This window comes from Brevibacillus sp. JB24b (assembly GCF_051713385.1).
GTDB classification, from domain to species: Bacteria; Bacillota; Bacilli; order Brevibacillales; family Brevibacillaceae; genus Brevibacillus_B; species Brevibacillus_B laterosporus.
Window position 1 is genome coordinate 398,910 of sequence record NZ_JBNVQV010000001.1, and the last position, 20,750, is coordinate 419,659.

The 20,750-nt window shown below is 39.4% G+C and carries 22 protein-coding genes; 19 read left to right on the forward strand and 3 right to left on the reverse strand.

The features are described from left to right. Positions 1-20: 20 nt before the first annotated feature. The 5 genes from ACQV1I_RS02090 to ACQV1I_RS02110 all read left to right on the forward strand — a co-directional run bounded on the left by ACQV1I_RS02090 (position 21) and on the right by ACQV1I_RS02110 (position 4,294). Positions 21-299: a hypothetical protein gene (locus ACQV1I_RS02090; RefSeq protein ID WP_018673823.1), complete on the forward strand. Its 279-nt coding sequence runs from the start codon at positions 21-23 to the stop codon at positions 297-299. Between the two features lie 125 nt (positions 300-424). Then, a complete protein-coding gene (locus ACQV1I_RS02095; RefSeq protein ID WP_236645923.1) occupies positions 425-1,465 on the forward strand; it encodes an LCP family protein in 1,041 nt (346 codons plus the stop codon). A 223-nt stretch (positions 1,466-1,688) separates the two neighbouring features. After that, positions 1,689-2,720 carry a methionine ABC transporter ATP-binding protein gene (locus ACQV1I_RS02100; protein WP_176452459.1) on the forward strand — a complete coding sequence of 344 codons (1,032 nt, stop codon included), beginning with the start codon at positions 1,689-1,691 and terminating at the stop codon, positions 2,718-2,720. Next, positions 2,720-3,403, forward strand: coding sequence for a methionine ABC transporter permease (locus ACQV1I_RS02105; protein ID WP_018673820.1), 684 nt, complete (start codon positions 2,720-2,722; stop codon positions 3,401-3,403). Before ACQV1I_RS02100 ends, ACQV1I_RS02105 begins: the two co-directional genes overlap by 1 nt. Before the next feature lie 36 nt (positions 3,404-3,439). Next, positions 3,440-4,294, forward strand: a complete 855-nt coding sequence (locus ACQV1I_RS02110; RefSeq protein ID WP_104032872.1) for a MetQ/NlpA family ABC transporter substrate-binding protein — start codon at positions 3,440-3,442, stop codon at positions 4,292-4,294. Positions 4,295-4,434: 140 nt separating this feature from the next. Here ACQV1I_RS02110 and ACQV1I_RS02115 read toward each other — a convergent pair whose 3' ends face one another. Together ACQV1I_RS02115 and ACQV1I_RS02120 are read right to left on the reverse strand one after the other, a co-directional pair. Then, complete coding sequence (locus ACQV1I_RS02115) at positions 4,435-5,658, reverse strand: PqqD family protein (protein ID WP_116335282.1); 1,224 nt, start codon at positions 5,656-5,658, stop codon at positions 4,435-4,437. Between the two features lie 15 nt (positions 5,659-5,673). After that, positions 5,674-6,834 (reverse strand): HesA/MoeB/ThiF family protein, encoded by a 1,161-nt coding sequence (locus tag ACQV1I_RS02120; protein WP_116335283.1) that lies wholly within the window; start codon positions 6,832-6,834, stop codon positions 5,674-5,676. 657 nt (positions 6,835-7,491) lie between these two features. On the opposite strand from ACQV1I_RS02120, the gene ACQV1I_RS02125 reads away from it, so the two are divergent. The 6 genes from ACQV1I_RS02125 to ACQV1I_RS02150 all read left to right on the forward strand — a co-directional run bounded on the left by ACQV1I_RS02125 (position 7,492) and on the right by ACQV1I_RS02150 (position 14,332). Beyond that, complete coding sequence (locus tag ACQV1I_RS02125) at positions 7,492-9,129, forward strand: peptide ABC transporter substrate-binding protein (RefSeq protein WP_116335284.1); 1,638 nt, start codon at positions 7,492-7,494, stop codon at positions 9,127-9,129. A gap of 183 nt (positions 9,130-9,312) precedes the next feature. Then, the gene (locus ACQV1I_RS02130; RefSeq protein WP_018673815.1) at positions 9,313-10,932 is read left to right on the forward strand and encodes a peptide ABC transporter substrate-binding protein; all 1,620 of its coding nucleotides are present in this window, start codon (positions 9,313-9,315) and stop codon (positions 10,930-10,932) included. A gap of 156 nt (positions 10,933-11,088) precedes the next feature. Continuing rightward, positions 11,089-11,346, forward strand: a complete 258-nt coding sequence (locus ACQV1I_RS02135) for a stage VI sporulation protein F (RefSeq protein WP_094701766.1) — start codon at positions 11,089-11,091, stop codon at positions 11,344-11,346. 71 nt (positions 11,347-11,417) lie between these two features. Continuing rightward, entirely contained in the window at positions 11,418-11,843 is a 426-nt protein-coding gene (locus tag ACQV1I_RS02140) for a hypothetical protein (protein ID WP_094701765.1), read from the forward strand. Between the two features lie 269 nt (positions 11,844-12,112). Beyond that, a complete protein-coding gene (locus ACQV1I_RS02145) occupies positions 12,113-13,789 on the forward strand; it encodes an N-acetylmuramoyl-L-alanine amidase family protein (protein WP_116335285.1) in 1,677 nt (558 codons plus the stop codon). Between the two features lie 21 nt (positions 13,790-13,810). After that, entirely contained in the window at positions 13,811-14,332 is a 522-nt protein-coding gene (locus ACQV1I_RS02150) for a GerMN domain-containing protein (protein WP_018673811.1), read from the forward strand. A gap of 102 nt (positions 14,333-14,434) precedes the next feature. Here the strand turns inward: ACQV1I_RS02150 and ACQV1I_RS02155 are convergent, their stop codons facing one another. Next, positions 14,435-14,629 carry a DUF378 domain-containing protein gene (locus ACQV1I_RS02155; RefSeq protein ID WP_094701763.1) on the reverse strand — a complete coding sequence of 65 codons (195 nt, stop codon included), beginning with the start codon at positions 14,627-14,629 and terminating at the stop codon, positions 14,435-14,437. Positions 14,630-14,800: 171 nt separating this feature from the next. On the opposite strand from ACQV1I_RS02155, the gene pstB reads away from it, so the two are divergent. From pstB to ACQV1I_RS02195, 8 genes are all read left to right on the forward strand, one after another. Beyond that, positions 14,801-15,553 carry a phosphate ABC transporter ATP-binding protein PstB gene (pstB, locus tag ACQV1I_RS02160; RefSeq protein WP_116335286.1) on the forward strand — a complete coding sequence of 251 codons (753 nt, stop codon included), beginning with the start codon at positions 14,801-14,803 and terminating at the stop codon, positions 15,551-15,553. Positions 15,554-15,739: 186 nt separating this feature from the next. Continuing rightward, positions 15,740-16,072, forward strand: a complete 333-nt coding sequence (locus ACQV1I_RS02165) for an ArsR/SmtB family transcription factor (protein WP_094701761.1) — start codon at positions 15,740-15,742, stop codon at positions 16,070-16,072. A 208-nt stretch (positions 16,073-16,280) separates the two neighbouring features. After that, a complete protein-coding gene (locus ACQV1I_RS02170) occupies positions 16,281-16,613 on the forward strand; it encodes a gamma-type small acid-soluble spore protein (RefSeq protein WP_094701760.1) in 333 nt (110 codons plus the stop codon). 348 nt (positions 16,614-16,961) lie between these two features. Further along, positions 16,962-17,993 carry a DUF4367 domain-containing protein gene (locus ACQV1I_RS02175; RefSeq protein WP_094701759.1) on the forward strand — a complete coding sequence of 344 codons (1,032 nt, stop codon included), beginning with the start codon at positions 16,962-16,964 and terminating at the stop codon, positions 17,991-17,993. Between the two features lie 231 nt (positions 17,994-18,224). After that, positions 18,225-18,668 carry a hypothetical protein gene (locus tag ACQV1I_RS02180; RefSeq protein ID WP_094701758.1) on the forward strand — a complete coding sequence of 148 codons (444 nt, stop codon included), beginning with the start codon at positions 18,225-18,227 and terminating at the stop codon, positions 18,666-18,668. 3 nt (positions 18,669-18,671) lie between these two features. Beyond that, on the forward strand, positions 18,672-19,877 hold the full coding sequence (gene alr / locus ACQV1I_RS02185; RefSeq protein WP_116335287.1) for an alanine racemase: 1,206 nt from the start codon (positions 18,672-18,674) through the stop codon (positions 19,875-19,877). Between the two features lie 142 nt (positions 19,878-20,019). Next, positions 20,020-20,319 carry a CopG family ribbon-helix-helix protein gene (locus ACQV1I_RS02190; protein WP_003333535.1) on the forward strand — a complete coding sequence of 100 codons (300 nt, stop codon included), beginning with the start codon at positions 20,020-20,022 and terminating at the stop codon, positions 20,317-20,319. A 3-nt stretch (positions 20,320-20,322) separates the two neighbouring features. Beyond that, positions 20,323-20,673 carry a type II toxin-antitoxin system PemK/MazF family toxin gene (locus ACQV1I_RS02195; protein WP_003333534.1) on the forward strand — a complete coding sequence of 117 codons (351 nt, stop codon included), beginning with the start codon at positions 20,323-20,325 and terminating at the stop codon, positions 20,671-20,673. The last annotated feature ends 77 nt before the right edge of the window (positions 20,674-20,750 follow it).

Here is a 20,750-nt window from a genome sequence, read left to right on the forward strand (position 1 = left end):
TAGCAACAGGAGGGGGTGCTATGGAAATCTTCTTTCTTGTGATGACTCTCGTCTGTTCGCTCATCGCTTACTTATTTGAAGAGCGATTATGGGTAACCTTACTTCGTACTACTGATAAGAAGGAATTTGTCCAATGGTGTAAGCATCTTGAGGAACAAGGCGTCGAGTATCATAGTAAAAAACACTTGATTCATGAAAATCATGCTTGGGTAAAGGTATACAAGGTTAAAGTTCCGAAAGAACAGGAATCGCGCGTGAATATCCAATACCATGAAGAGAAAATGCAAAAAAGGAGCTGACCATCAGGTGGCTCCTTTTCTTCTATTCTCCAAAAGTGGTAAAGAAAAATGATTCGCAAAACAGCTGTTTCGAGTATACTAGTAGGATGAAACAAGCCAACAAATTTTGACACGGACTGACAAGGATGGTGAAATCCAGTTTGAGTATTCGAACAAAGCGTATTCTATTTTTATGTCTATTTCTTATTTTAATTACGGCGGCTTTTTTTGCATATAAAATCTTTGGTTTTTTGTCAGGCATTCAAGACACAACATTATTTCCTCCAACATCGAATCCAACTGCCACAAAACCAGAAGCTCCACCTGTATGGACGGGTACCGAGCGAGTTAACATTCTGTTAATGGGTGTAGACAAACGAGAGATGCGTCCACATGAGTTACCACGTTCTGATAGCATGATGCTAGTAAGTATTGATCCACAGAAAAAAACGTATGATCTTTTCTCCATTATGCGCGACACGCTTGTGCGTATACCTGGACATGGAAAAACGCGTGTAAATGAAGCGTTGGCGTATGGAGGCCCTGAGCTTGCCATGGAAACAGTCAGTGATTTTATAGGACAACCAGTCCATTACTATTTAATAACTGATTTTGAAGGCTTCAAGAGCTTGATAGATGCTGTTGGGGGTGTTGAGATAGATGTAGAAAAGAATATGCGTTATCATGACCCAACAGATAAAGGAAAGTACGATATTAATTTAAAAAAGGGATTACAACACTTAGATGGTGAGAAGGCATTGCAATATGCTCGATTCCGACATGATGCCACTTCTGACTATACTCGTACAGAACGTCAACGTAAGCTACTAAGCGCTCTGGCTACAGAATTAAAGTCTACCACCACTATTTTTCAAATTCCCAAAATTTTGGATAGTGTCCAACCTTATATCCAGACCAATCTTGCCACACTTGATATGATTAAGCTGGGCTCGTTGGGGATGTCCCTTAAACAGTCAGGAGAAGGTGGTCATCAATTACCGCCAATGCATATGTTCCAAGAAGCGAATGTCCCTGGGAAAGGCGCTGTTCTACTTCCATCCGAAAAAGACGTCATCAAATATGTGGACGAGCAGCTAAACGAAAGCAACGTGGTAGAGGATAAGGAAGGTAAACAAGAAGATCCCTCTAACACCCATCAAGACTCCTCTATAAAGCATGCTTCGTAAGAGAGTCATTTATTGTGATAGAGATGGTTCATGACGGGCCATCTCCTATCAATTTTCCATTGACACCAGATTTCTAATTCTTTATTCTTATAGTACCTAATTCCTAGTGATTGTGTAGGAATTGATATATCTTTCAAATTTTCGAAGATTTCGAAAAGTATCACGTAATTTGATTGCCCATTCGGTTAGAGCCGTGGGTGAAGCAGGGGGCGATTCTACTCTCATGATTAAACTGACTAACATTGTAAAGGTGTTTAAAAATCGTTTTGGAACCTTTACAGCCCTAAATGGAGTCGATTTGACAATCCAACAGGGAGATATTTATGGCATCATTGGATACAGTGGAGCTGGAAAATCAACGCTAGTACGTATGATTAACCTACTAGAATCGCCAACAAGCGGTGAAGTTACTGTGGGTGACACACATCTCCATAATTTAACACCAAAAGAATTACGTAAAGCCAGACGCAAGATCGGTATGGTTTTTCAACATTTTAACTTGCTATGGTCGCGTACTATAGCAGATAATGTAGCATTGCCATTAGAGATTGCTGGCGTGCCAAAGTCACAGCATCAAGTAAAGGTAAAAGAATTATTAGAATTGGTAGGGTTGTCTGATAAGGCGGATATGTATCCATCTCAATTATCTGGTGGTCAAAAGCAGCGTGTAGGTATTGCTCGTGCATTGGCCAATCAGCCTGATGTGCTTTTATGTGATGAAGCAACATCAGCCCTGGACCCGAAAACCACCGATTCTATTTTGGAATTGTTACAGGATATTAATCGGAAACTAGGGTTAACCATTATTTTAATAACGCATGAAATGCATGTGATCGAAAAAATTTGTGACAAGGTAGCTGTAATGGAAAGTGGACGAATCATTGAAGCGGGTGATGTCGTAGAAGTGTTCTCCCATCCTAAAACAACTACAACTAAGGAATTCTTGAGTCAAGTATCTGGTAACGATCAGCTATCTCCTGAATTTCTGGATAGTTTAGGACCGGGTGCAGTCCTGCGTCTTACCTTCTTGGGTGGATCAGCTAGTCAATCTATGATTAGTCAGTTAGTCAGCGAGGTTGGGGTGCAGGCAAATATTTTACAGGGGCAGATTAAACGTTTAAAAGATGTTGCCTTTGGTACTCTATACATTCAGATACCAGGTGATATTGATACAGAATCAAAAGCAATTGCCTACTTAAAGAAGAGTGGCGTTATTGTCGATGTCATTCGAGGCGCTGAAGGAGGTAATCGCTGATGAATGACTTTTTGTTAACTTATTTACCAAACGTAATGAAATTCTGGGATCTTATTCAGAAGGCCATTTGGGAAACAGGTTATATGGTCTTGTTTTCATTACTATTTGCTGCACTTATTGGTATTCCGTTGGGCATTCTACTCGTAGTTACAAGTAAAGGTCATCTAAAGCCTATGCCAGCTTTGTATCAATTCCTTAGTTTTATTGTGAACATCTTTCGATCCATTCCTTATATTGTATTGATTATTATCCTTATCCCAGTTACGCGCGCACTAATACAGACTTCAATCGGGCCAAATGCGGCTATTCTAAGTCTTGTTGTCGGATCAGCACCGTTTATTGCTCGTTTGGTGGAAACATCTATTCGTGAAGTAAATCGAGGTGTGATTGAAGCGGCTCAATCCATGGGTGCTAGCAACTGGCAAATCATCTATAAAATCTTAATTCCAGAATCGCTGCCAGGTATTGTCTCAGGAATTACGGTTACTGCTGTTAGCTTGGTAGGATATACAGCGATGGCAGGTGTCGTAGGCGCGGGTGGTTTAGGAGCAATGGCATTTAACTACGGTTTTAATGGATTTAAGCCAGATATCATGCTGGTTACTACTGTCATGTTGATTATTCTTGTACAAATTATTCAGATGATTGGTGACGCGATCTCGCGGAGACTGGATCATCGTTGATAATAATGAAATGAATGAAAATAGGGGGGTAAAAGAATGAAAAAGATTTTTTCTACACTAGCGATTGGGGTATTAGCTTTAAGTTTGGCGGCGTGCGGTGCTGGTAATAAAACGGATACTAACACAGCTACACCACAAGAAGGACAACCAGTAACCCTAAAGGTGGGAGCAACTGCTGTTCCTCATGCGGAGATTTTAAATGAAGTGGTTAAACCGATGCTACAGAAGGAAAACATTAATCTTGATGTTGTGCTATTCCAAGACTTTGTAATGCCAAATACACAACTTGCTGAGAAGGAATTAGATGCTAACTATTTCCAGCACATTCCTTGGTTAGAAAAAACAAATAAAGAAAAGGGTCTAGACCTTACGTATGTAGCGGGTATCCACATTGAGCCAATGGGAATTTACTCTAATAAATCAAAAGCATATAAAGATGTAGCAGCTCTTCCACAGGGCGCAGTAGTAGCGATTACGAATGCCTCTGCTGAACAAGGCCGTATTCTTGGCATTCTCGAAAAAGCGGGTCTGTTGAAATTAAAGGATGGCGTTGATACGAATGGAACAGTAGCTGATATCGTTGAGAAAAAAATAGAATTAAAAGAGTTAGAACCAGCCATGTTGCCACGTTCTATTGACGATCCAGGTATTGATGCAGCTGTGATTAACTCTAACTTTGCGATGGAAGCTGGACTAAAACCAACAGAGAACTCTATTTATATCGAAGAGGGTAAAGATAATCCAAATGTAAATGTGTTGGCAACTCGTCAAGATAACAAAGATAGTGAAGTAATTAAGAAGCTTGCTAAAGCGATGACTTCTCCTGAAGTGAAAGACTTCATTGATAAGAAGTATAATGGGGCAGTAGTATTTGTCGGGCAGCTTAAATAATAATGTCGAAAAAACTGTCGGATAAAACCGGCAGTTTTTTAGCTGAAAAGAGATACAAAATAGAAAAAAGATGACCTTGGGAATAATCCCTGGTCATCTTTTTTCGCTTGAATTTTCCAGCCTACTTATGTTTACAAGGTTCACGATACTTGGCGGGTTACGTTACGGGTCATTTTTCTTTGGCGATTCCATGACCACAGTACAATACCAAATGGAAGCAATGTTAATAGAAGTAAGAGAATGCCATCAACGAATTGCCAAGAGAGAATGGGATATTGCAAGAAATCAGTCGTAATTCGACGAATAATCTCGATTGATTGAAGCAAGAAGAAATTGAAGAAGAAATAGAGCGCGAAACAAAAGCCTAACAAAAAGAAGATGGAGTACCAGCGGATCACTTGTTTTTCTCGCATATCTACCGTGTCCCATAGCTCTTGATCAGCAGGAGTCCACTTGCGGTAAAATTTACGTAAGAACAACTGGGTATTATCAAATAAATTATTACAGCCAAAAAAGGTAGTGAATACATAATAAATATCCGTTCGCATAAAGAACATAAATTGAAAGCCCAGAGCCATTAAGAAATTCAAGTTCATTAATTTGATAAAGGAGAGCATAAAATCAGATAACATGATGGCTCCTACATCATTAGCATACAAGAGCCAGACACCAATACTAAAAAAGAGCGCATCTCCAGACATGCCAGCGAGGTAGGCTGTATAACGCTTATGTGGTTCAACTAGAACGATGTCTGACATGTTTGTCTCTGCCACAGGAAAGAATAAGCGATGGCTAAAACCGATTCGACTCCCCACCCCTAGAGAACGCACAGCCGTTAAGTGAGCTGTCTCGTGTATAAACAAAAAAAGATAGTTAACAACAACTGCTAACAAAAGAGAAGCGCTCAAAGACGGCGAGCTAAAAATATCGGTGAAGACAGGAAAATATTCATGCTGAAAAAAGAGAAGAGTAACAGCAGATAAAAAGCAGGCAATAGAGATAGAGAATGTCAATTTATTAAAAAGTACTTTTCCAACCCGTTCGGATATCCATGGAAAATGATCGATGCGTATCTCTTTTTCATTAACTACTGTTCCATCTACTGTATATACAAATTGATATTCGTTAATCAGATCAAGTGCAAAATCATGAACATCGACAGGTTCACCAAAGCGTCTTTCCATTTCTTCAGCTACTTGGGTAATGGTTTGTCCCTGATCTAACATCTCAATAATTTCAACAGCAAAGGTAGGTAGCATGATATATTCACTTTTATCGGGTCTGCCAATTATGGTTTCTTCTTCATTTACTTGGCGTTTTTGTAGGGGATGCATACGCAACATGCTACTATTAGTTAGTTCCATTGATTAATTCCTCCGTTAGCTAAGCACTTCTTCGGCTGGTTGCTCCAACGAGAAGATAGAAAGTGTTCGATTTCCTTCGCCGCAGGTCGGGCAATCTAATTCTTTTCGTTCTATTTCTGAAAGAATTTTGGTTTCATACGTTAAGAAGTTGATCGACATAAATTTACCTTGCGATTGAACTTGACTGGTGTCTGTAAGAATTTTGCATGCTTCAGAAGCGATAATCCCTGTAATAATGGCTAAGTTTGGAGCGATAGTGGCTGTAGGAAGATGGTATCCTGAATCAACCAAATACTTGACCTCTTCTTCGTAATGATCTGGATTTTGATCATAGTGATGCAGATGGAAGCAATCCAAGCAAGGAGTTTTTTCAGGGTGAATATGATAAAAAGTTCCTTCTGTTAAATTGACTCCTCCTGCAATATAGGGGATTCCTAATTCAACACATGCTGTATTTACCCATCTTTGAATAAAGAAAAAGGGAGTATCAGCAGCTAAAATAACAAGATCACTGCCTGCTATAAGTTCTTTGACATCAGTAGCAGAGGAGATTTTTTTCATAATGGTTTCTACCGACATGCTTGAATTGCGTTTTGTAACGAATTCTTCTGCTACTTCGATTTTTAATCGACCAATATCATCCTCTTTAAAAAGTAATTGGCGATTTAAATTACTAAGCTCCACACGGTCGAAGTCGGCAATACGGACATTTGTAATGCCTAGACCAGCAAAGTTAGACAACAGAGTAGAGCCAAAGGCACCTGATCCAAGAATCGTTACTTTCTTTTGCAATAAAACTTCCTGAATCTTACTAGGAGGATTGTCTATATCTGAATAGATCGAAAAGAAACGAATATTAGCTCGGTATCGATCCTTTTGAGCTGTTGATAGAGTAGTTGTTTCTTCCCATGTCTTATCTTCAAGATATCCTAGAGAGTTAAGAGCAGTAATTGCCTCGGTTAGTTCCTTAAATGTGACTTCGGGATGTTTGCTGACAAGCTCCTGGTGTATTTTCTTAGTAGTGCGTGTTCCATCAAGTAACTGAATTAATGTTTTGATGGACCCAGTTTCATCGGGAATATGATTGAGAAAGCCAGATACTTGTCCAAATTGGAGAGTGTCGGAGCCAATTTCAATAATAGGGTGAATTTCTTTTAAGATAGGTCTTTGTTCCATACAATCCAACTCCTTTTAGGTATAGAAACAAGGATAGGGGTAGCTTAGGCAACTATCCATAACACATCTGGTAAGCACGAGCAGGTGATAAAAAAGCAATTGTCAGAATTATCTAACGAAAATTGTATCTTTTTATCATGCTTATTTCAATATAAATTTACAATTTTCAGTAATCAATCCAAAACTGTATAAATAACGCTTCTTTCCATATAGTGAAGTAGAGAAGAAGATGCATGTAACCCCATGTTTGAACGAGAATATAAACAAAAGGAACAGTTATTCCAATTGTCCATTTATGTTTCATGTTGGTAGAAAGACAGTCAGTGGATGAAAGCTGTTCAAAAAGGTACTTTTTTTACTAAAAGGGAAGGATAAAACTAGAAGTAGAGCCTAATCTTTTGGTTACCTAAATGGAATTCATTTTACAATTTGACAGAGTTATCTAATTGAAAATCTACCTTTTATTTAGTAAATTAGAACTACGATTTTCCATGAAATTCATCTTTAGTTCTATATTACCAAAAATACACTTTATTTTTATTTATTTATCTTGATAATTAATAAAAAATAATTAAATGTAAAAGAAAATTATATTATATTATTCTGATAAAGGGTATAGTAAAGCATATGAGAAAGAAAAAAGGGGGACACAAAAAGATGAAAAAGAATATTTTTGTACTAATGAGTTCCGTTTTAGTTTTAGGCGCAGCTTTAGCAGGTTGCGGAGGTAACACAAATACATCAGCACCGGCAGCTACTGATGGGACGAAACAAGAAGCTTCAAAAGGTGAGAAGAAAGTATTACGATTGAACATGCACACTGAACCACCAACAGCTGACCCAGGTATTGCGGAGGATTCCACTTCTGGTGCAGTGGTACGCGCAATCTATGACGGCTTGACTCGTACCGATAGCGAGGGGAAACCTCAACCATCCGTAGCAGAAAAAATTGACGTTTCACCTGATGGAAAGAAATATACATTCCATTTGAGAGATGCTAAATGGAGTAATGGCGAGCCTCTAACAGCGCATGATTTTGAATTCGCTTGGAAGCGTGCATTAGATCCAGCGACAGCGTCTAACTATTCTTACCAGCTGTATTACATTAAAGGTGGAGAAGCATTTAACACTGGAAAAGGTAAGAAAGAGGATGTAGGTGTTAAAGCGACTGACGATAAGACCCTGGAAGTAGAATTGGCAAACCCAACACCATTCTTCCTGGAGCTTACTAGCTTCTATACGTATTATCCTGTAAATAAGAAGCTGGTTGAATCCAACAAGGATTGGGCAAAAGAAGCTAAGACTATCGTTGGTAATGGACCATTTAAAATGACTAACTGGGAACATAAGAGCAAAATGACTCTTGAAAAAAATGAACACTACTGGGATGCCGATGTAGTTAAAATCGACAAGCTAGAATTCTCTATGGTAGAGGATGAAAATACAGAGCTTTCCATGTATGATAACGGTGAATTGGATTGGGCAGGTGCCCCTCTAAGCAATATCCCGTTGGACTCTATCCCTGCCCTGCAACAAAATAATTCGTTGATTACAAAACCAAAAGCATCCATTTATTGGTATAAAATGAATACAGAGAAGGCACCATTCAATAACGCCAAAATTCGTAAAGCATTCGCCTATGCTGTGAATCGTGATGCGATCGTTAAGAACGTAACACAATCAGGACAAATTCCGGCAATGGGTATGCTACCACCTACTATGGCATTTAAAAAAGAGGGCTACTTTAAAGACAATAATGTTGAAGAAGCTCAAAAATTATTAGCAGAAGGTATGAAAGAAATGGGTTTGGATAAACTTCCTCCAATTACTATTTCGATCAACACTTCTGAAAACCATAAAAAAATTGCCGAAGCAGTTCAAGACCAATGGAAAAAAGGTCTGAATGTTGATGTGAGGATAGAGAATTCCGAGTGGAAAGTATACTTGGATAAACTTCACCAAGGTAACTACCAAATTGGACGTATGGGCTGGAACGCTGACTTTAACGATCCAATTAACTATATTGAGTTGTTCCGTGATAAAAAGGGTGGAAACAACGATACCAACTGGGAAAATGCTGAATACAAAAAACTTGTGAACGAGTCTCAAAAAGAGCTAGATAAAACGAAGCGTGATGCGTTACTACAAAAAGCAGAAGAAATCTTTATGGACGAACTGCCAGTTATCCCAGTTTACTTCTACACCGATTCTTGGGTGCAAAATCCTAAGCTGAAGGGTGTAAGCTTTGATGCTATGGGTAACATTGACTGGAAATGGGCAGATTTAGAACAATAAGGTTGATAGAAAACAGATAGATAAAAAGAGGGGCAAATGATGCTCCTCTTTATTTTTTTGAACATATAAATGTAAATTTTATAACATAAATTAAAATTAATTTTTGTTATAAAAGTGTTTGTTCTCGAAAAAAACAAGGTATATTTATTTCTATATATCTTTTTTTAGGGGGGCATAATACACATGAATAAAAGCATTTTTACAGCTGTAAGCTCCATATTAGTTCTTAGTACAGCATTAGCTGGCTGTGGTGGCGGTACAGCTTCTGAGAATAAAACGGGAGCGGCTAGTGGTACTACTCATGAACAAGTTCTACGTGTGAATCTACATTCAGAACCACCTACTGCGGACCCTGGTCTTGCAGATGACAATGCTTCTTCTGCTATTTTGAGAGCTACTTTTGATGGTTTGATGCGCTCAGATAAGGACGGCAAAGTAACAAATTCTGTAGCGAAAGATTATAAAGTTTCTGAAGATGGCAAAACTTATACATTTACTTTACGTGATTCACTATGGGCTAACGGTGAAAAATTAACAGCAAAAGATTTTGAATATGCATGGAAACGAGTACTTAATCCGAAAACAGCGGCTTCTTATGCTTATCAATTGTATTATTTGAAAAATGCAGAAGCTTATAACAAAGGGCAAGCAAAGGCTGAGGACGTCGGTGTAAAAGCACTTGATGAGCACACGCTCGAAGTAACCCTGAACAATCCAACCCCGTTCTTCTTGGAGCTAACAGCATTCTATACGCTTTATCCTGTAAATGAAAAAGTTGTGGCATCTAGCGATAAGTGGGCAGGGGAAGCAAGCACGCATATTGGGAACGGACCATTTAAAATGGAATCCTGGAAGCACAAAAATGAAATTGTTCTTGTGAAAAACGATAATTATTGGGATAAAGATAATGTGAAATTAGAAAAAATCATCTACCAAATGATTGATGATGAAAATACAGAGCTATCCATGTTTGAAAATGGAGATCTCGATTGGGCAGGTCAGCCTAATGGTATGCTGCCAATTGATGCAATTGCTCCTAACATGGCATCTGGCAAGGCGCACGTTCAGCCTAAGGCAGGTATCTATTGGTACAAATTTAATACGGAAAAGGCACCGTTTAATAATGCTAAAATCCGTAAAGCATTTGCATACGCAATTGATCGCAAAACAATCACAGATAACATTACACAATCTGGCCAAACCCCTGCTACTAATCTGCTGCCACCAACTATGGCTTTAGCAAAAGAAGGATTCTTTAAAGATGGTGATGTGGATACGGCGAAAAAGCTTCTTGCTGAAGGTATGAAGGAAGAAGGCTTAACGAAGCTTCCACCAATTGAAATCTCCTTTAACACAGCAGAAAAACATAAGAAGATTGCTGAAGCGATTCAAGATCAATGGAAAAAGGCTTTTGATATTGACGTGAAGCTTACTAACAAAGAATGGAAAGTATTTATTGATGACCTGCACAGAGGTAACTACCAAGTAGGTCGCAATGGTTGGAATGCCGACTATAATGATCCAATTAGCTTCTTACAGATTTATAAAGATAAAACAGGTGGTAACAACGACACCAAGTGGGAAAATCCAAAATACAAAGAATTGCTAAATAAAGCTGATGCTGAAACAAACCCAGAGGTACGTAAAGGGTATTTGGCAGATGCAGAGAAAATTATAATTGATGAAATGCCGATTATTCCGATCTACTTTGACTCTAACGTATGGTTACAAAATGACAACCTTAAAGGCGTTGTTGTAGATGCCATGGGTAATGTAGATTACAAGTGGACTTCTTTTGAATAAACGTGAAAGACGTTAAAAACCGTATAAATCGTAACAGAAAAAAACAGAGTTCCAGAGGGAATTCTGTTTTTTTCATTTTGATAGGACAAATGACCAAGCGAGTTCGCCATCTATTTCATAGAGTAAAGAGAACGATGATAACAGGGGAGGATGATTATGGACTGGGGAAAGATTTTGAAAATGGCAGCGACAGTTGACAAGAATAAATTAAAAACGGAATCAGGTATTCGTGATGTTATCAAGGATTTAGCCAGTAGATCAGGCAAAGATTTATCAAAAAGGGACTTAGACAATTATACGGAGCAGGTAAAGAAATTCATGCAGAAAAAAGACGTTGGCAGTATGCTGGATCAATTAAAGAAAAAAGGCCTGGATCAAAGTGATATAGACAAAATCAAAAAAGGGATGAAGTAAAGGAGAGGGTTGTCATTTCTAAGAAGACACCATTTAAACGGCGAAATCCAACCCAGAGCAACCAACTAAAGATGCTATCTACACTCCAGCAAAACCAGTATGTACATGTTCAACAGGAAATGGCCAATCTCCGACGAGAAATTCACGAAATAAAAACCATGCTGGGGAGATTACAACCTACCGAGCCAGAACGTAAACGGCTTAGCTTTAGTCTTTTTCCTAGGAGAAGGAAGCCGCCAGAGCCTGTCATTGTGCAAGAAGCACCAAAACCAAGTCTCGGAATTAATTTGGAACAAGTACTACCGTTGCTCCCTCAGCTAAGTTCAATAATGCCGGAAATTAGTAAAATGATGCCTAAATTATCTAAATCTAAGATGAAGGATACTATGCAGTTACTTTCTAATCCTGCCGTAGCTAATGTGGTCCAGCAGTTATTAGGTAACCTTCAAACAAACAACCTACCAGTTCCAGTTAAAAATACGATAAAAAAAGGGTAACGAAAAAGATTTGTATTATTGATTAAAACAAAAGTTAAATATGTAAAAAAGAGTATGATAAAAAGCTGCCCCTTCAAGTGAAAGACCCTTGGGGCAGTTTTTTATGATGGTAAGGGGCTAAAAATGAACCACTAACTTGATTGTTCTGCTATCATAAGTTGTCGACACTTGAAATACAAGCGTGAGGATTTTTAGTACCAAAAGCCTAAAAACTTTTTTCGACAAGTTACGTCTAAAGTAATGAACAGCAAGATAGGGGAGGAGAAATTTTGAAAAAGTTTGTATTAGGCTTGGTTGCCTTGAGCAGTTTTATTTGGATGGCGCCTCAAGCAATAGATGCCGCAGGACAGTCGACACAGGGCAATATTCAATTACGGATAGAGGGCAGGAGCGTTAATGCGGAAGTTCCTCCGCTCATCTCCAATGGACGTACCCTTGTCCCTGTTCGTGTTATTGCAGAAGGTTTGGGAGCAAAAATTGATTGGAATCAGGAGGAGCGAAAAGCCAAGATTACGAAAGATAATCGAGAGGTTGTATTGCAGCTAAGCAACAAGAAAGCCTACATAAATGGTAAAGCGCAAACCTTGGAGGCCGCTCCCCAGCTCGTTAATAATCGGATGTTATTGCCTCTCCGATTTGTGGGAGAAGCACTAGGAGCGACGATAGGATGGGACAATGATAGTCGGACTGTGATTGTCAATCAACCAGTTCAAGCGCAAATTAATGGACAAACCCTATCGGCTAGTGAAAAAGTATACCGCTGGGAGGACAAAATTTTATTACCAGCGAAGACAATTGCAGACAAGCTGGGGGTTTCCCAAGACGAGCTAACAGCCAAAGCCAGCTTGAAGAAAGTAATTGATTCTACGACGACAGTTGTATCGTTACAAGATATAGAAGAAAGTATCGGAACAGATGTCGCTGAGTGGGATGAAAAGCGAAATGAAGTGGTTATCACTCGAATGAACAGATTGTCAGGTATTGAACCACAAGATGACAGCGTGCAGATGGAAACCAGATATAAGGTATCGCCAACTGTGTCCGTCTTACAAAATCCCTATCGGATTGTAATGGATTTCCCGGAAATGGAACTATCCAATAAAATGCGCGATGATGAAAGTAAAGAGATTGTGATTGATCAAGGGAAAAGTAGTGGAACCTCCGATTATTACTCCTCTAATATGGATAGTCCAGAAAGACTGGAAAAAGGTGATGTAGAATCCGATAATGCATCTTTTAGTACAGTTAGCCAACAGACTCAACCGCTTATTCGTTCAATTCGATACAGCCAATATCAAGACAATCCAAAAATGGTCAGAGTCGTGGTGGAATTGAATCGATCAAGTAAATATCAGCTAGTATCGACAAGTGATGGTGTAAAACTACAATTGCAAGCACAGCCACAGAAAACAGGCTACCTTATTGTTGTAGATGCAGGACATGGTGGTCATGATGTGGGAGCCAAGGGAACGGTTGGAAACTATGAAAAGGATTTTAATCTGTCTGTAGCTAATCGTTTAGTGGAGTACCTAAAGCAGCATAAAGAATTTCAAGTGATCGCAACCCGTAGCAACGATACGTATTTGACGTTAAAGGAGCGTACAGATATAGCTAATGAGATAGATGCTGATGTATTTATCTCCGTGCATGCTAACTCCTTTAATCCGGAAACGAGAGGAACCGAAACATACTATTACAATCAGAACAGCTTGGATTTAGCGCGTGTTGTTCATAAGCATCTGCTAGCGGCCACTCAATTTCCTGATCGAAAAGTAAAACAAAACAATTTTTACGTTGTAAAGAATACGAAAATGCCTGCGGTATTGACAGAAACAGGTTTTCTAACGAATCAAATCGAAAATACTCAGTTAATGTCCCCGCAATTTCAAGACAAAGTAGCAAAATCATTAGCAGATGCGATCTTTGAATATTATCAAACCTATTAATTCAAGAAAGGAGGGTGTGAGATGAAACGAATAGCTCTTATCATGTGTACCATTCTGGCCTTACTGGTGGCTGCATGCAGTAATAATTCTGTAACAGTGGAACCAGGGAATGATACCAAGACAGAACAACCTGCTAAGGAAGGACAGCAACTAACGCTTACCCTTTATTATGTAGATAATGATCTAACCAAGCTAATGGAGGAGAAACAACAGATTACAAACCCTGTGTCTGATAAGGACAAGTATGAAAAGGCAATGGAATTGTTGGGGAAACCATCCAAGCCTGAACATAATGCTCTTTGGAAAAATTTTGAATACCACTCCATTACGTTTGAAAATGGTACGTTAACAATTGATGCTAAAGGGACAAACCAATATAATCTGGGTTCTAGTGGCGAAGCTTTTGCCATTGATGCCTTACAACAGACCATGTTTCAATTCCCAGAGGTTATGAAAATCATTATCTTAGTAGATGGTAAGAAGACAGAATCCCTAATGGGGCATGTTAGTATTGATGAACCGTTAACTCGCTCTACACCATAACAAAACAACCCTGGAAAGAATGAAGATAGAATCAAAAAGCGGTGTGTCTATAAATGACGCACCGCTTTTATATGATTTGGCTTACATGTATAAGCTATTTTTCTACGTGCGTTGACGGTCGCTCCCAAAAAACTTGATAGCATAAATTCCAGCAATGCCTACTATCGTGTAAACGATACGGCTTAGGATAGAGTTCATTCCCCCAAACAAGGTGGAAACCAGATCAAGATGGAATAAGCCAATTAGTCCCCAGTTGATTGCACCAATAATAACAAGAAGCAATACTAATTTATCCATGCCTTACTCACTCCTTTCTTTGTAACTAGTTTCATGATTTCCTTTTCAAAATTAGATTATTCATGAATAGCTTTTGCCTGTGCACCTTTAAAAAAAATTTACATAAATCTAATACAGGCTTCATGTGTGTAATGTAATCTGTGAATAGAAGCAAGGAGAGGAGCGAAACTCTTGAGCATGATTAAGGTGCAAGACCTGCATGTCTATTACGGATTAACCCATGCCTTAAAGCATATTGAAATGGAAATTGAACCAAGGTCAATTACCGCTTTAATCGGTCCTTCCGGCTGTGGAAAATCAACCTTTTTACGGACAATTAACCGCATGAATGATATGATCCCGCAAGTTAAAATTACAGGAAGCATTCAGATTGCGGGTAAAAATATATATGACGCCAATTGGGATGTGGAACAATTACGTAAGCAAGTTGGAATGGTGTTTCAAAAGCCTACTCCTTTTCCAAAAAGCATTTATGAAAACATTGTATATGGTCCGAAGTTGCATGGTATTCGAGATAAGAAGGAACTAGAGAAATTGGTTGAGGCAAGCTTGCAAAAAGCGGCTTTGTGGGAAGAGGTAAAAGATAGTTTGTATAAACCAGCACATGGTTTATCTGGGGGGCAACAGCAACGCTTATGTATTGCACGGGCGTTAGCCGTAGAGCCAAAGGTCATCCTGTTAGATGAACCGACATCTGCTCTTGATCCTATTGCTACAGCTAAAATAGAGGAGCTATTGATACAACTAAAGGAAAGCTATACGTTGGTTATGGTAACGCATAACATGCAACAAGCTGCTCGCGTTTCCGATCAAACCGCTTTCTTTTTACAAGGTGAGTGCATTGAAATGAAGCAAACCACTGAGGTGTTTGAGAATCCAACAGATCAACGCCTGAAGGATTATATCTCCGGCCGTTTTGGCTGATTATGAGATACAGTTATACCCCCTTTATTTTGAAGAGCGGCTAAAGCCGTTTCTTTTTTTTACCTCAATTCCAGTGTAACTGTAAAAATCGTGCTATTACTCAGAGAAATCAAAACCTTGGATTCCAATTATCACTATCCATATAGTATACTTGGTGAAGAAAGTTCATACAAAGGTGGGAAGAATATGGAAACCACAGATGTGATTCAAATGATGGTGCTTGCTGACCTATTCAAACTACTCGGTGACAAGACGAGATTAACCATTATGGCTTTGTTACAAGTTCAATCTCTATGTGTACGTGATTTGGTAGAAATTTTACAAGCTTCTCAGCCATCCGTTTCGCAGCATTTGGCTAAACTAAAAGGACAAGGATTGGTAAAAGAAGAGCGGCGTGGGGCTTGGGTATTTTACTCCCTAAACAACGATGCTGCTCCAGTTATGAAGCTTATTCTTGAGCATTTGCCTGATGTTAAGCCACTTGTTGAAAAGCAACAGCGCGTAACCTTAAGCAGTTAAATAGGGAAGACCATCATACTAAAAGGAGTGCTAGCAGAGGCTCCTTTTTTGTATGGCAATAAAGAAATGGCGAAAAAATTCCGGGTAAAATATAGGATTTAAATGATTGTTTAAAAATCATTTTGAGATATACCTGTTAAAATAAGGTGTGGATACGCCCCTTTGATTAAGCACAAATTATATGTGTATCAAGGGAGGTGAGATATCCATGAAAAACAAACAACAAGGTTTGAACAATGCTGCTCGTGCTGCTGCACAGCAAAACACAGCAACTGAGTTTGCAAGTGAAACAAACGCAGCTCAAGTACAAAACCAAAATCAAGCTTCTGCTGCTCGTGCTGCTGCACAGCAAAACACAGCAACTGAGTTTGCAAGTGAAACAAACGTAGCTCAAGTGCAAAACCAAAATCAAGCTTCTGCTGCTCGTGCTGCCCAACAAAATACAGCGACTGAGTTCGCAAGCGAAACAAACGTAGCTCAAGTGCAAAAGAATCGAGCTTCTGCTGCTCGCGCTGCACAACAAAACAACGCTACTAAATAATAGGTTTCGCGAAAGACCTTCACCCTTCAGGGTGAGGGTCTTTTTCTTGTACAGAAGCCTTATATGAAAGGAACACAGGTTTTTTGATCCTATACAAGACAAACTCCAACTTGTCTGCATATTGGGACGAGAAGGCTCATAGATATATAACGCATAGAGCAGGAGGGGAAACTGTTAGCTCTACAGACTTACTAAAGTTCTGTTAGCGCAGGAATATTTGCGGAATGTACAAGATTCAGTCAGCTTGTAGTATATGTTGACTGAAACTGGATAACGATCTGACAAATTTCCTAGGAAATAGACAGTCAAGCCCTTCATTGTCGAAACCAGACAAGGGGAGTTGAGGTAATGAAACGTAGAGCTTTAGGTTTAGTCATGCTATTGGTGCTCTCGTTGCTCGTGACGGGATGCTTCGGGACAAAGACACCAGAGGATGTAGTGAATGAATTAGGAGGGAAAATGGACAAAATTACCGGTTACAAGACCAATGCAGTGTTAACTCTGCAGACCGGTACGACACCACAAGAATATGATGTAGAGGTCTGGTATTCTAAGCAGAACAATTATCGCGTAGCTCTCACTTCTAAACAGCGTAACATTACGCAAATCATTTTACGTAATGATGAAGGTGTTTTTGTTTTAACCCCACATCTCAAAAAAAGCTTCCGTTTCCAAAGTGGATGGCCAGAAAATAATGGACCCCTCTACTTATATGAAACGTTGGTTAACAGCATCGTAAATGATACTGAGCGTAAATTGAAAATGGATGATAAGGAGTATGTTTTTGAAGTAAAAGCTAATTACAGTGGTAATCGTTCTTTTAGTAAGCAAAAGATTTGGATGAGCAATGATTTGAGACCGATGAGAGCAGAGATTATGGATAATAACATGAATAAGCTGGTAGAGATTAATTTCACTGAGTTCAACTTTAATCCTGAATTTCCGAAAGATGCGTTCGATAAAGATAAGAACATGACAAGTGCGCTCCCTTCTGTTCCCACTATGGGTCAAGCTGAAACTGGTGTGAAGAAACCTACGAGCCAATTTGGGGTGATACAACCTACTTATGTACCAGCAGGAATTAAGCTAAACAACATTGAACCGGTGACGCATAATAAAGAGAAGAGCGTATTGTTACAGTATAAAGGAGAGTACAACTATTCTTTGATGGAAAGCCGGCCAACTGCTGCTACAGTCTCCTATGAACAAGGCATGCCTGTTGATCTAGGTTTTACCATTGGTGTTCTATATCAGACTGCTGAAGAAAAACGCATTCTGAAATGGGAGTTGGATGGTGTCGAATTCACACTATCTGGCGATCTTCCTGAAGATGAAATGCTAAAAGTAGCACAATCTACTTATGGAGTAGGCGGTAAATAAGATGTTAAAGCTAATAGAGGCGAAGGAAGTCTTCGTCTCTTTTTCTATGTTGTCGTTCTATGAAAGTACCAAAATATTTATTATCTAGGGATTTTAGGTGTCTATCCTAGCAATATCAAACCGACAAATATATACAAATTTTTCTGACATTTCATGTTGCTTCATTGACAGGCTCCCTAAAAAAACGGTAAGATACGTAACGAGTTATTTATAAGGGGTGATTCAGCTTAGATGAAACATGAATACGGTGAGGTACTCTATCACGAAAAAGCGACCTATTCAGATTTATTCTTACGTAAAAATGCAAAGATGAGAATTATGGAAACAGTACTTTTTGTGATAATAATGATTCTGCTTTCGGGTTTGTTTGGAGATCGGGATAGCACAGTATTTAAAGTATTCGCCATTGCAAGTGCCGTGGCACTGGTGGGATTAGCTCCTTTCTTTTATAAATGGAGCCTTCGTCCTGCTTACACTGTGACGAAATCTCATCTCATTATCAATATTCGTGGACAAGAAACAGCGTATCCACTAACGCAAGTAGAGCCGATTATTGAAGGGAGACATATGTACCGTATTAATGGGAAACGTATGCCCCTCATGATATCTCATAAATTTTTAGCTCATTTAAATGAGAGACTGCATGTTATTAACAGAAAGAATAAGAGGCGATAATTCATGAAGCCATATGCCCGCGATACATGGATAGAAGTTGATTTGGATGCGATTGCGGCTAATGTCTCTGCCCTGCGCCAACATATCCCTGCCCACTCAGAAATTATGGCAGTAGTTAAAGCGGATGGATATGGTCATGGTTCAGAATATACGGCCAGAGAAGCACTTGCGCATGGAGCTACCAGACTAGCGGTAGCTGCTCTAGATGAGGCGCTTGTGTTGCGACGAGCAGGTATTACAGCACCGATCCTTGTTTTAGGTTATACCCCCGTAGATGCTATGCAAACCGCTGTAGAAGAGAATATTCAATTGACTGTTTATCATCTTCAGTGGTTGCACGAGGCTGCCAATCTATTGGTAGGTAGTTCTCATCAACTGGAGGTTCATGTAAAAGTTGATACAGGTATGGGACGCATTGGGGTTAGTGATAAAGCAGAGTTACTGGAGCTTATCCATGCGATAACTACGAATGATTCTATGCGTTGGGTTGGAATATTCACGCACTTTGCTTGTGCGGATGAGGAAGACACTACACATGTAAAAGGCCAGCATGCCTTATTTCAAGAACGTCTGAAAGCTGTTGAGAAAGCGGGCTACAAACTTCCTCTCATTCATTGCAATAATACGGCTGCAGCTATTGTTTTTCCAGAATGGAGTTATGATTTGATTCGATTGGGCATAGGCTTATACGGATTGTATCCTTCTGACTTCATAAAACAACAGCATACTCTTGATCTAAGACCAGCCCTCAGCTTAAAAACCCGGATTTCCCATGTTAAAAATATGCCCCCACATTCTACAGTCAGCTATGGAGCCACCTATACAACCACCGATCACGAACAGATAGCTACTGTACCAATTGGATATGGAGATGGATTTTCACGTTTATTGTCAAATCGAGGTGTCGCTTTGTGTCATGGCAAACGAGTGCCGATTGTAGGAAGAGTGTGTATGGATCAAACCATTCTTCATATTCACTCAGGAGATGCTCAGGTTGGAGATGAAGTAGTTTTGTACGGAAAACAGGGGAATGAAGAAATTACTCTCGATGAGATAGCTGAGTGTCTGGGAACGATCAATTATGAAGTAACATGTATGCTCAATTATCGCATTCCTCGCGTTTATTTACGAAATGGGAAAATTGTCGGTATCTGTCATGGAATTGCCAATAAATTCTTGGAAGAATATCGAAAAATGGCAGGAATTTAGCGGAAAAGATCGAATACCTTTTAAGGTGGGCATCATGCATCGGTGAAAAGCATCAAAAAGGTATATTTTTGCATATGGTTCGACATAATGGTACTGATAAGATAAAGAGAACGGAGAGCGTTCGAGAACAGAGGTTACGGTCATGGCTGGAGGTGGATTTGTCTTGTCTAAAAGCAATACAAAACGTATCATGATCAGTTTGCCGCAACATTTATTGCAAGAGGTAGACGGAGTCGTGCAAAAAGAGAGATCAAACCGAAGTGAATTGATTCGTCAAGCGATGAGTCTCTACCTCAAGGAGCGAAAAAAACGATTTATACGAGAAACAATGCAACGTGGCTATTTGGAAATGGCTAAAATCAATCTCAATATGGCATCGGAGGCTTTTGAAGCAGAAGAGGAAGCCGATCTTACCTTAGACCGCTTAGTTAGCGGGGTGTAGTAAGTGAATGTTAAACGTGGCGATGTATTTTTCGCGGACCTTTCCCCTGTGGTTGGCTCCGAGCAAGGTGGAGTTAGACCGGTATTAGTTATACAAAACGATATTGGAAATCGATTTAGTCCGACGGTTATCGTCGCTGCGATCACTGCTCAGATTCAAAAGGCAAAGCTGCCTACGCATGTGGAAATCGATGCAAAAACATATGGGTTTGATCGTGACTCTGTCATCTTATTGGAACAAATAAGAACCATTGATAAGCAAAGGTTGACTGATAAAATCACTCATCTGGACGATGAGATGATGGAAAGAGTGAATGAATCACTTCAGATCAGCCTCGGATTAATAGATTTTTAATAACGGATGAAAAAAGGACCTTTCGCTGAATACATGCGAAGGGTCCTTTTTTCAGCGGAGTAGAGATGAATGTCGTT

What these genes read in the sequence shown, in the direction of transcription:
- ACQV1I_RS02090 (WP_018673823.1), top strand. Translation starts at nt 21, where the DNA reads ATGGAAATCTTCTTTCTTGTGATGACTCTCGTCTGTTCGCTCATCGCT.
- ACQV1I_RS02095 (WP_236645923.1), top strand. Translation starts at nt 425, where the DNA reads ATGGTGAAATCCAGTTTGAGTATTCGAACAAAGCGTATTCTATTTTTA.
- ACQV1I_RS02100 (WP_176452459.1), top strand. Translation starts at nt 1,689, where the DNA reads ATGATTAAACTGACTAACATTGTAAAGGTGTTTAAAAATCGTTTTGGA.
- ACQV1I_RS02105 (WP_018673820.1), top strand. Translation starts at nt 2,720, where the DNA reads ATGAATGACTTTTTGTTAACTTATTTACCAAACGTAATGAAATTCTGG.
- ACQV1I_RS02110 (WP_104032872.1), top strand. Translation starts at nt 3,440, where the DNA reads ATGAAAAAGATTTTTTCTACACTAGCGATTGGGGTATTAGCTTTAAGT.
- ACQV1I_RS02115 (WP_116335282.1), bottom strand. Translation starts at nt 5,658, where the DNA reads ATGGAACTAACTAATAGTAGCATGTTGCGTATGCATCCCCTACAAAAA.
- ACQV1I_RS02120 (WP_116335283.1), bottom strand. Translation starts at nt 6,834, where the DNA reads ATGGAACAAAGACCTATCTTAAAAGAAATTCACCCTATTATTGAAATT.
- ACQV1I_RS02125 (WP_116335284.1), top strand. Translation starts at nt 7,492, where the DNA reads ATGAAAAAGAATATTTTTGTACTAATGAGTTCCGTTTTAGTTTTAGGC.
- ACQV1I_RS02130 (WP_018673815.1), top strand. Translation starts at nt 9,313, where the DNA reads ATGAATAAAAGCATTTTTACAGCTGTAAGCTCCATATTAGTTCTTAGT.
- ACQV1I_RS02135 (WP_094701766.1), top strand. Translation starts at nt 11,089, where the DNA reads ATGGACTGGGGAAAGATTTTGAAAATGGCAGCGACAGTTGACAAGAAT.
- ACQV1I_RS02140 (WP_094701765.1), top strand. Translation starts at nt 11,418, where the DNA reads ATGCTATCTACACTCCAGCAAAACCAGTATGTACATGTTCAACAGGAA.
- ACQV1I_RS02150 (WP_018673811.1), top strand. Translation starts at nt 13,811, where the DNA reads ATGAAACGAATAGCTCTTATCATGTGTACCATTCTGGCCTTACTGGTG.
- ACQV1I_RS02155 (WP_094701763.1), bottom strand. Translation starts at nt 14,629, where the DNA reads ATGGATAAATTAGTATTGCTTCTTGTTATTATTGGTGCAATCAACTGG.
- ACQV1I_RS02165 (WP_094701761.1), top strand. Translation starts at nt 15,740, where the DNA reads ATGGAAACCACAGATGTGATTCAAATGATGGTGCTTGCTGACCTATTC.
- ACQV1I_RS02170 (WP_094701760.1), top strand. Translation starts at nt 16,281, where the DNA reads ATGAAAAACAAACAACAAGGTTTGAACAATGCTGCTCGTGCTGCTGCA.
- ACQV1I_RS02175 (WP_094701759.1), top strand. Translation starts at nt 16,962, where the DNA reads ATGAAACGTAGAGCTTTAGGTTTAGTCATGCTATTGGTGCTCTCGTTG.
- ACQV1I_RS02180 (WP_094701758.1), top strand. Translation starts at nt 18,225, where the DNA reads ATGAAACATGAATACGGTGAGGTACTCTATCACGAAAAAGCGACCTAT.
- alr (WP_116335287.1), top strand. Translation starts at nt 18,672, where the DNA reads ATGAAGCCATATGCCCGCGATACATGGATAGAAGTTGATTTGGATGCG.
- ACQV1I_RS02190 (WP_003333535.1), top strand. Translation starts at nt 20,020, where the DNA reads ATGGCTGGAGGTGGATTTGTCTTGTCTAAAAGCAATACAAAACGTATC.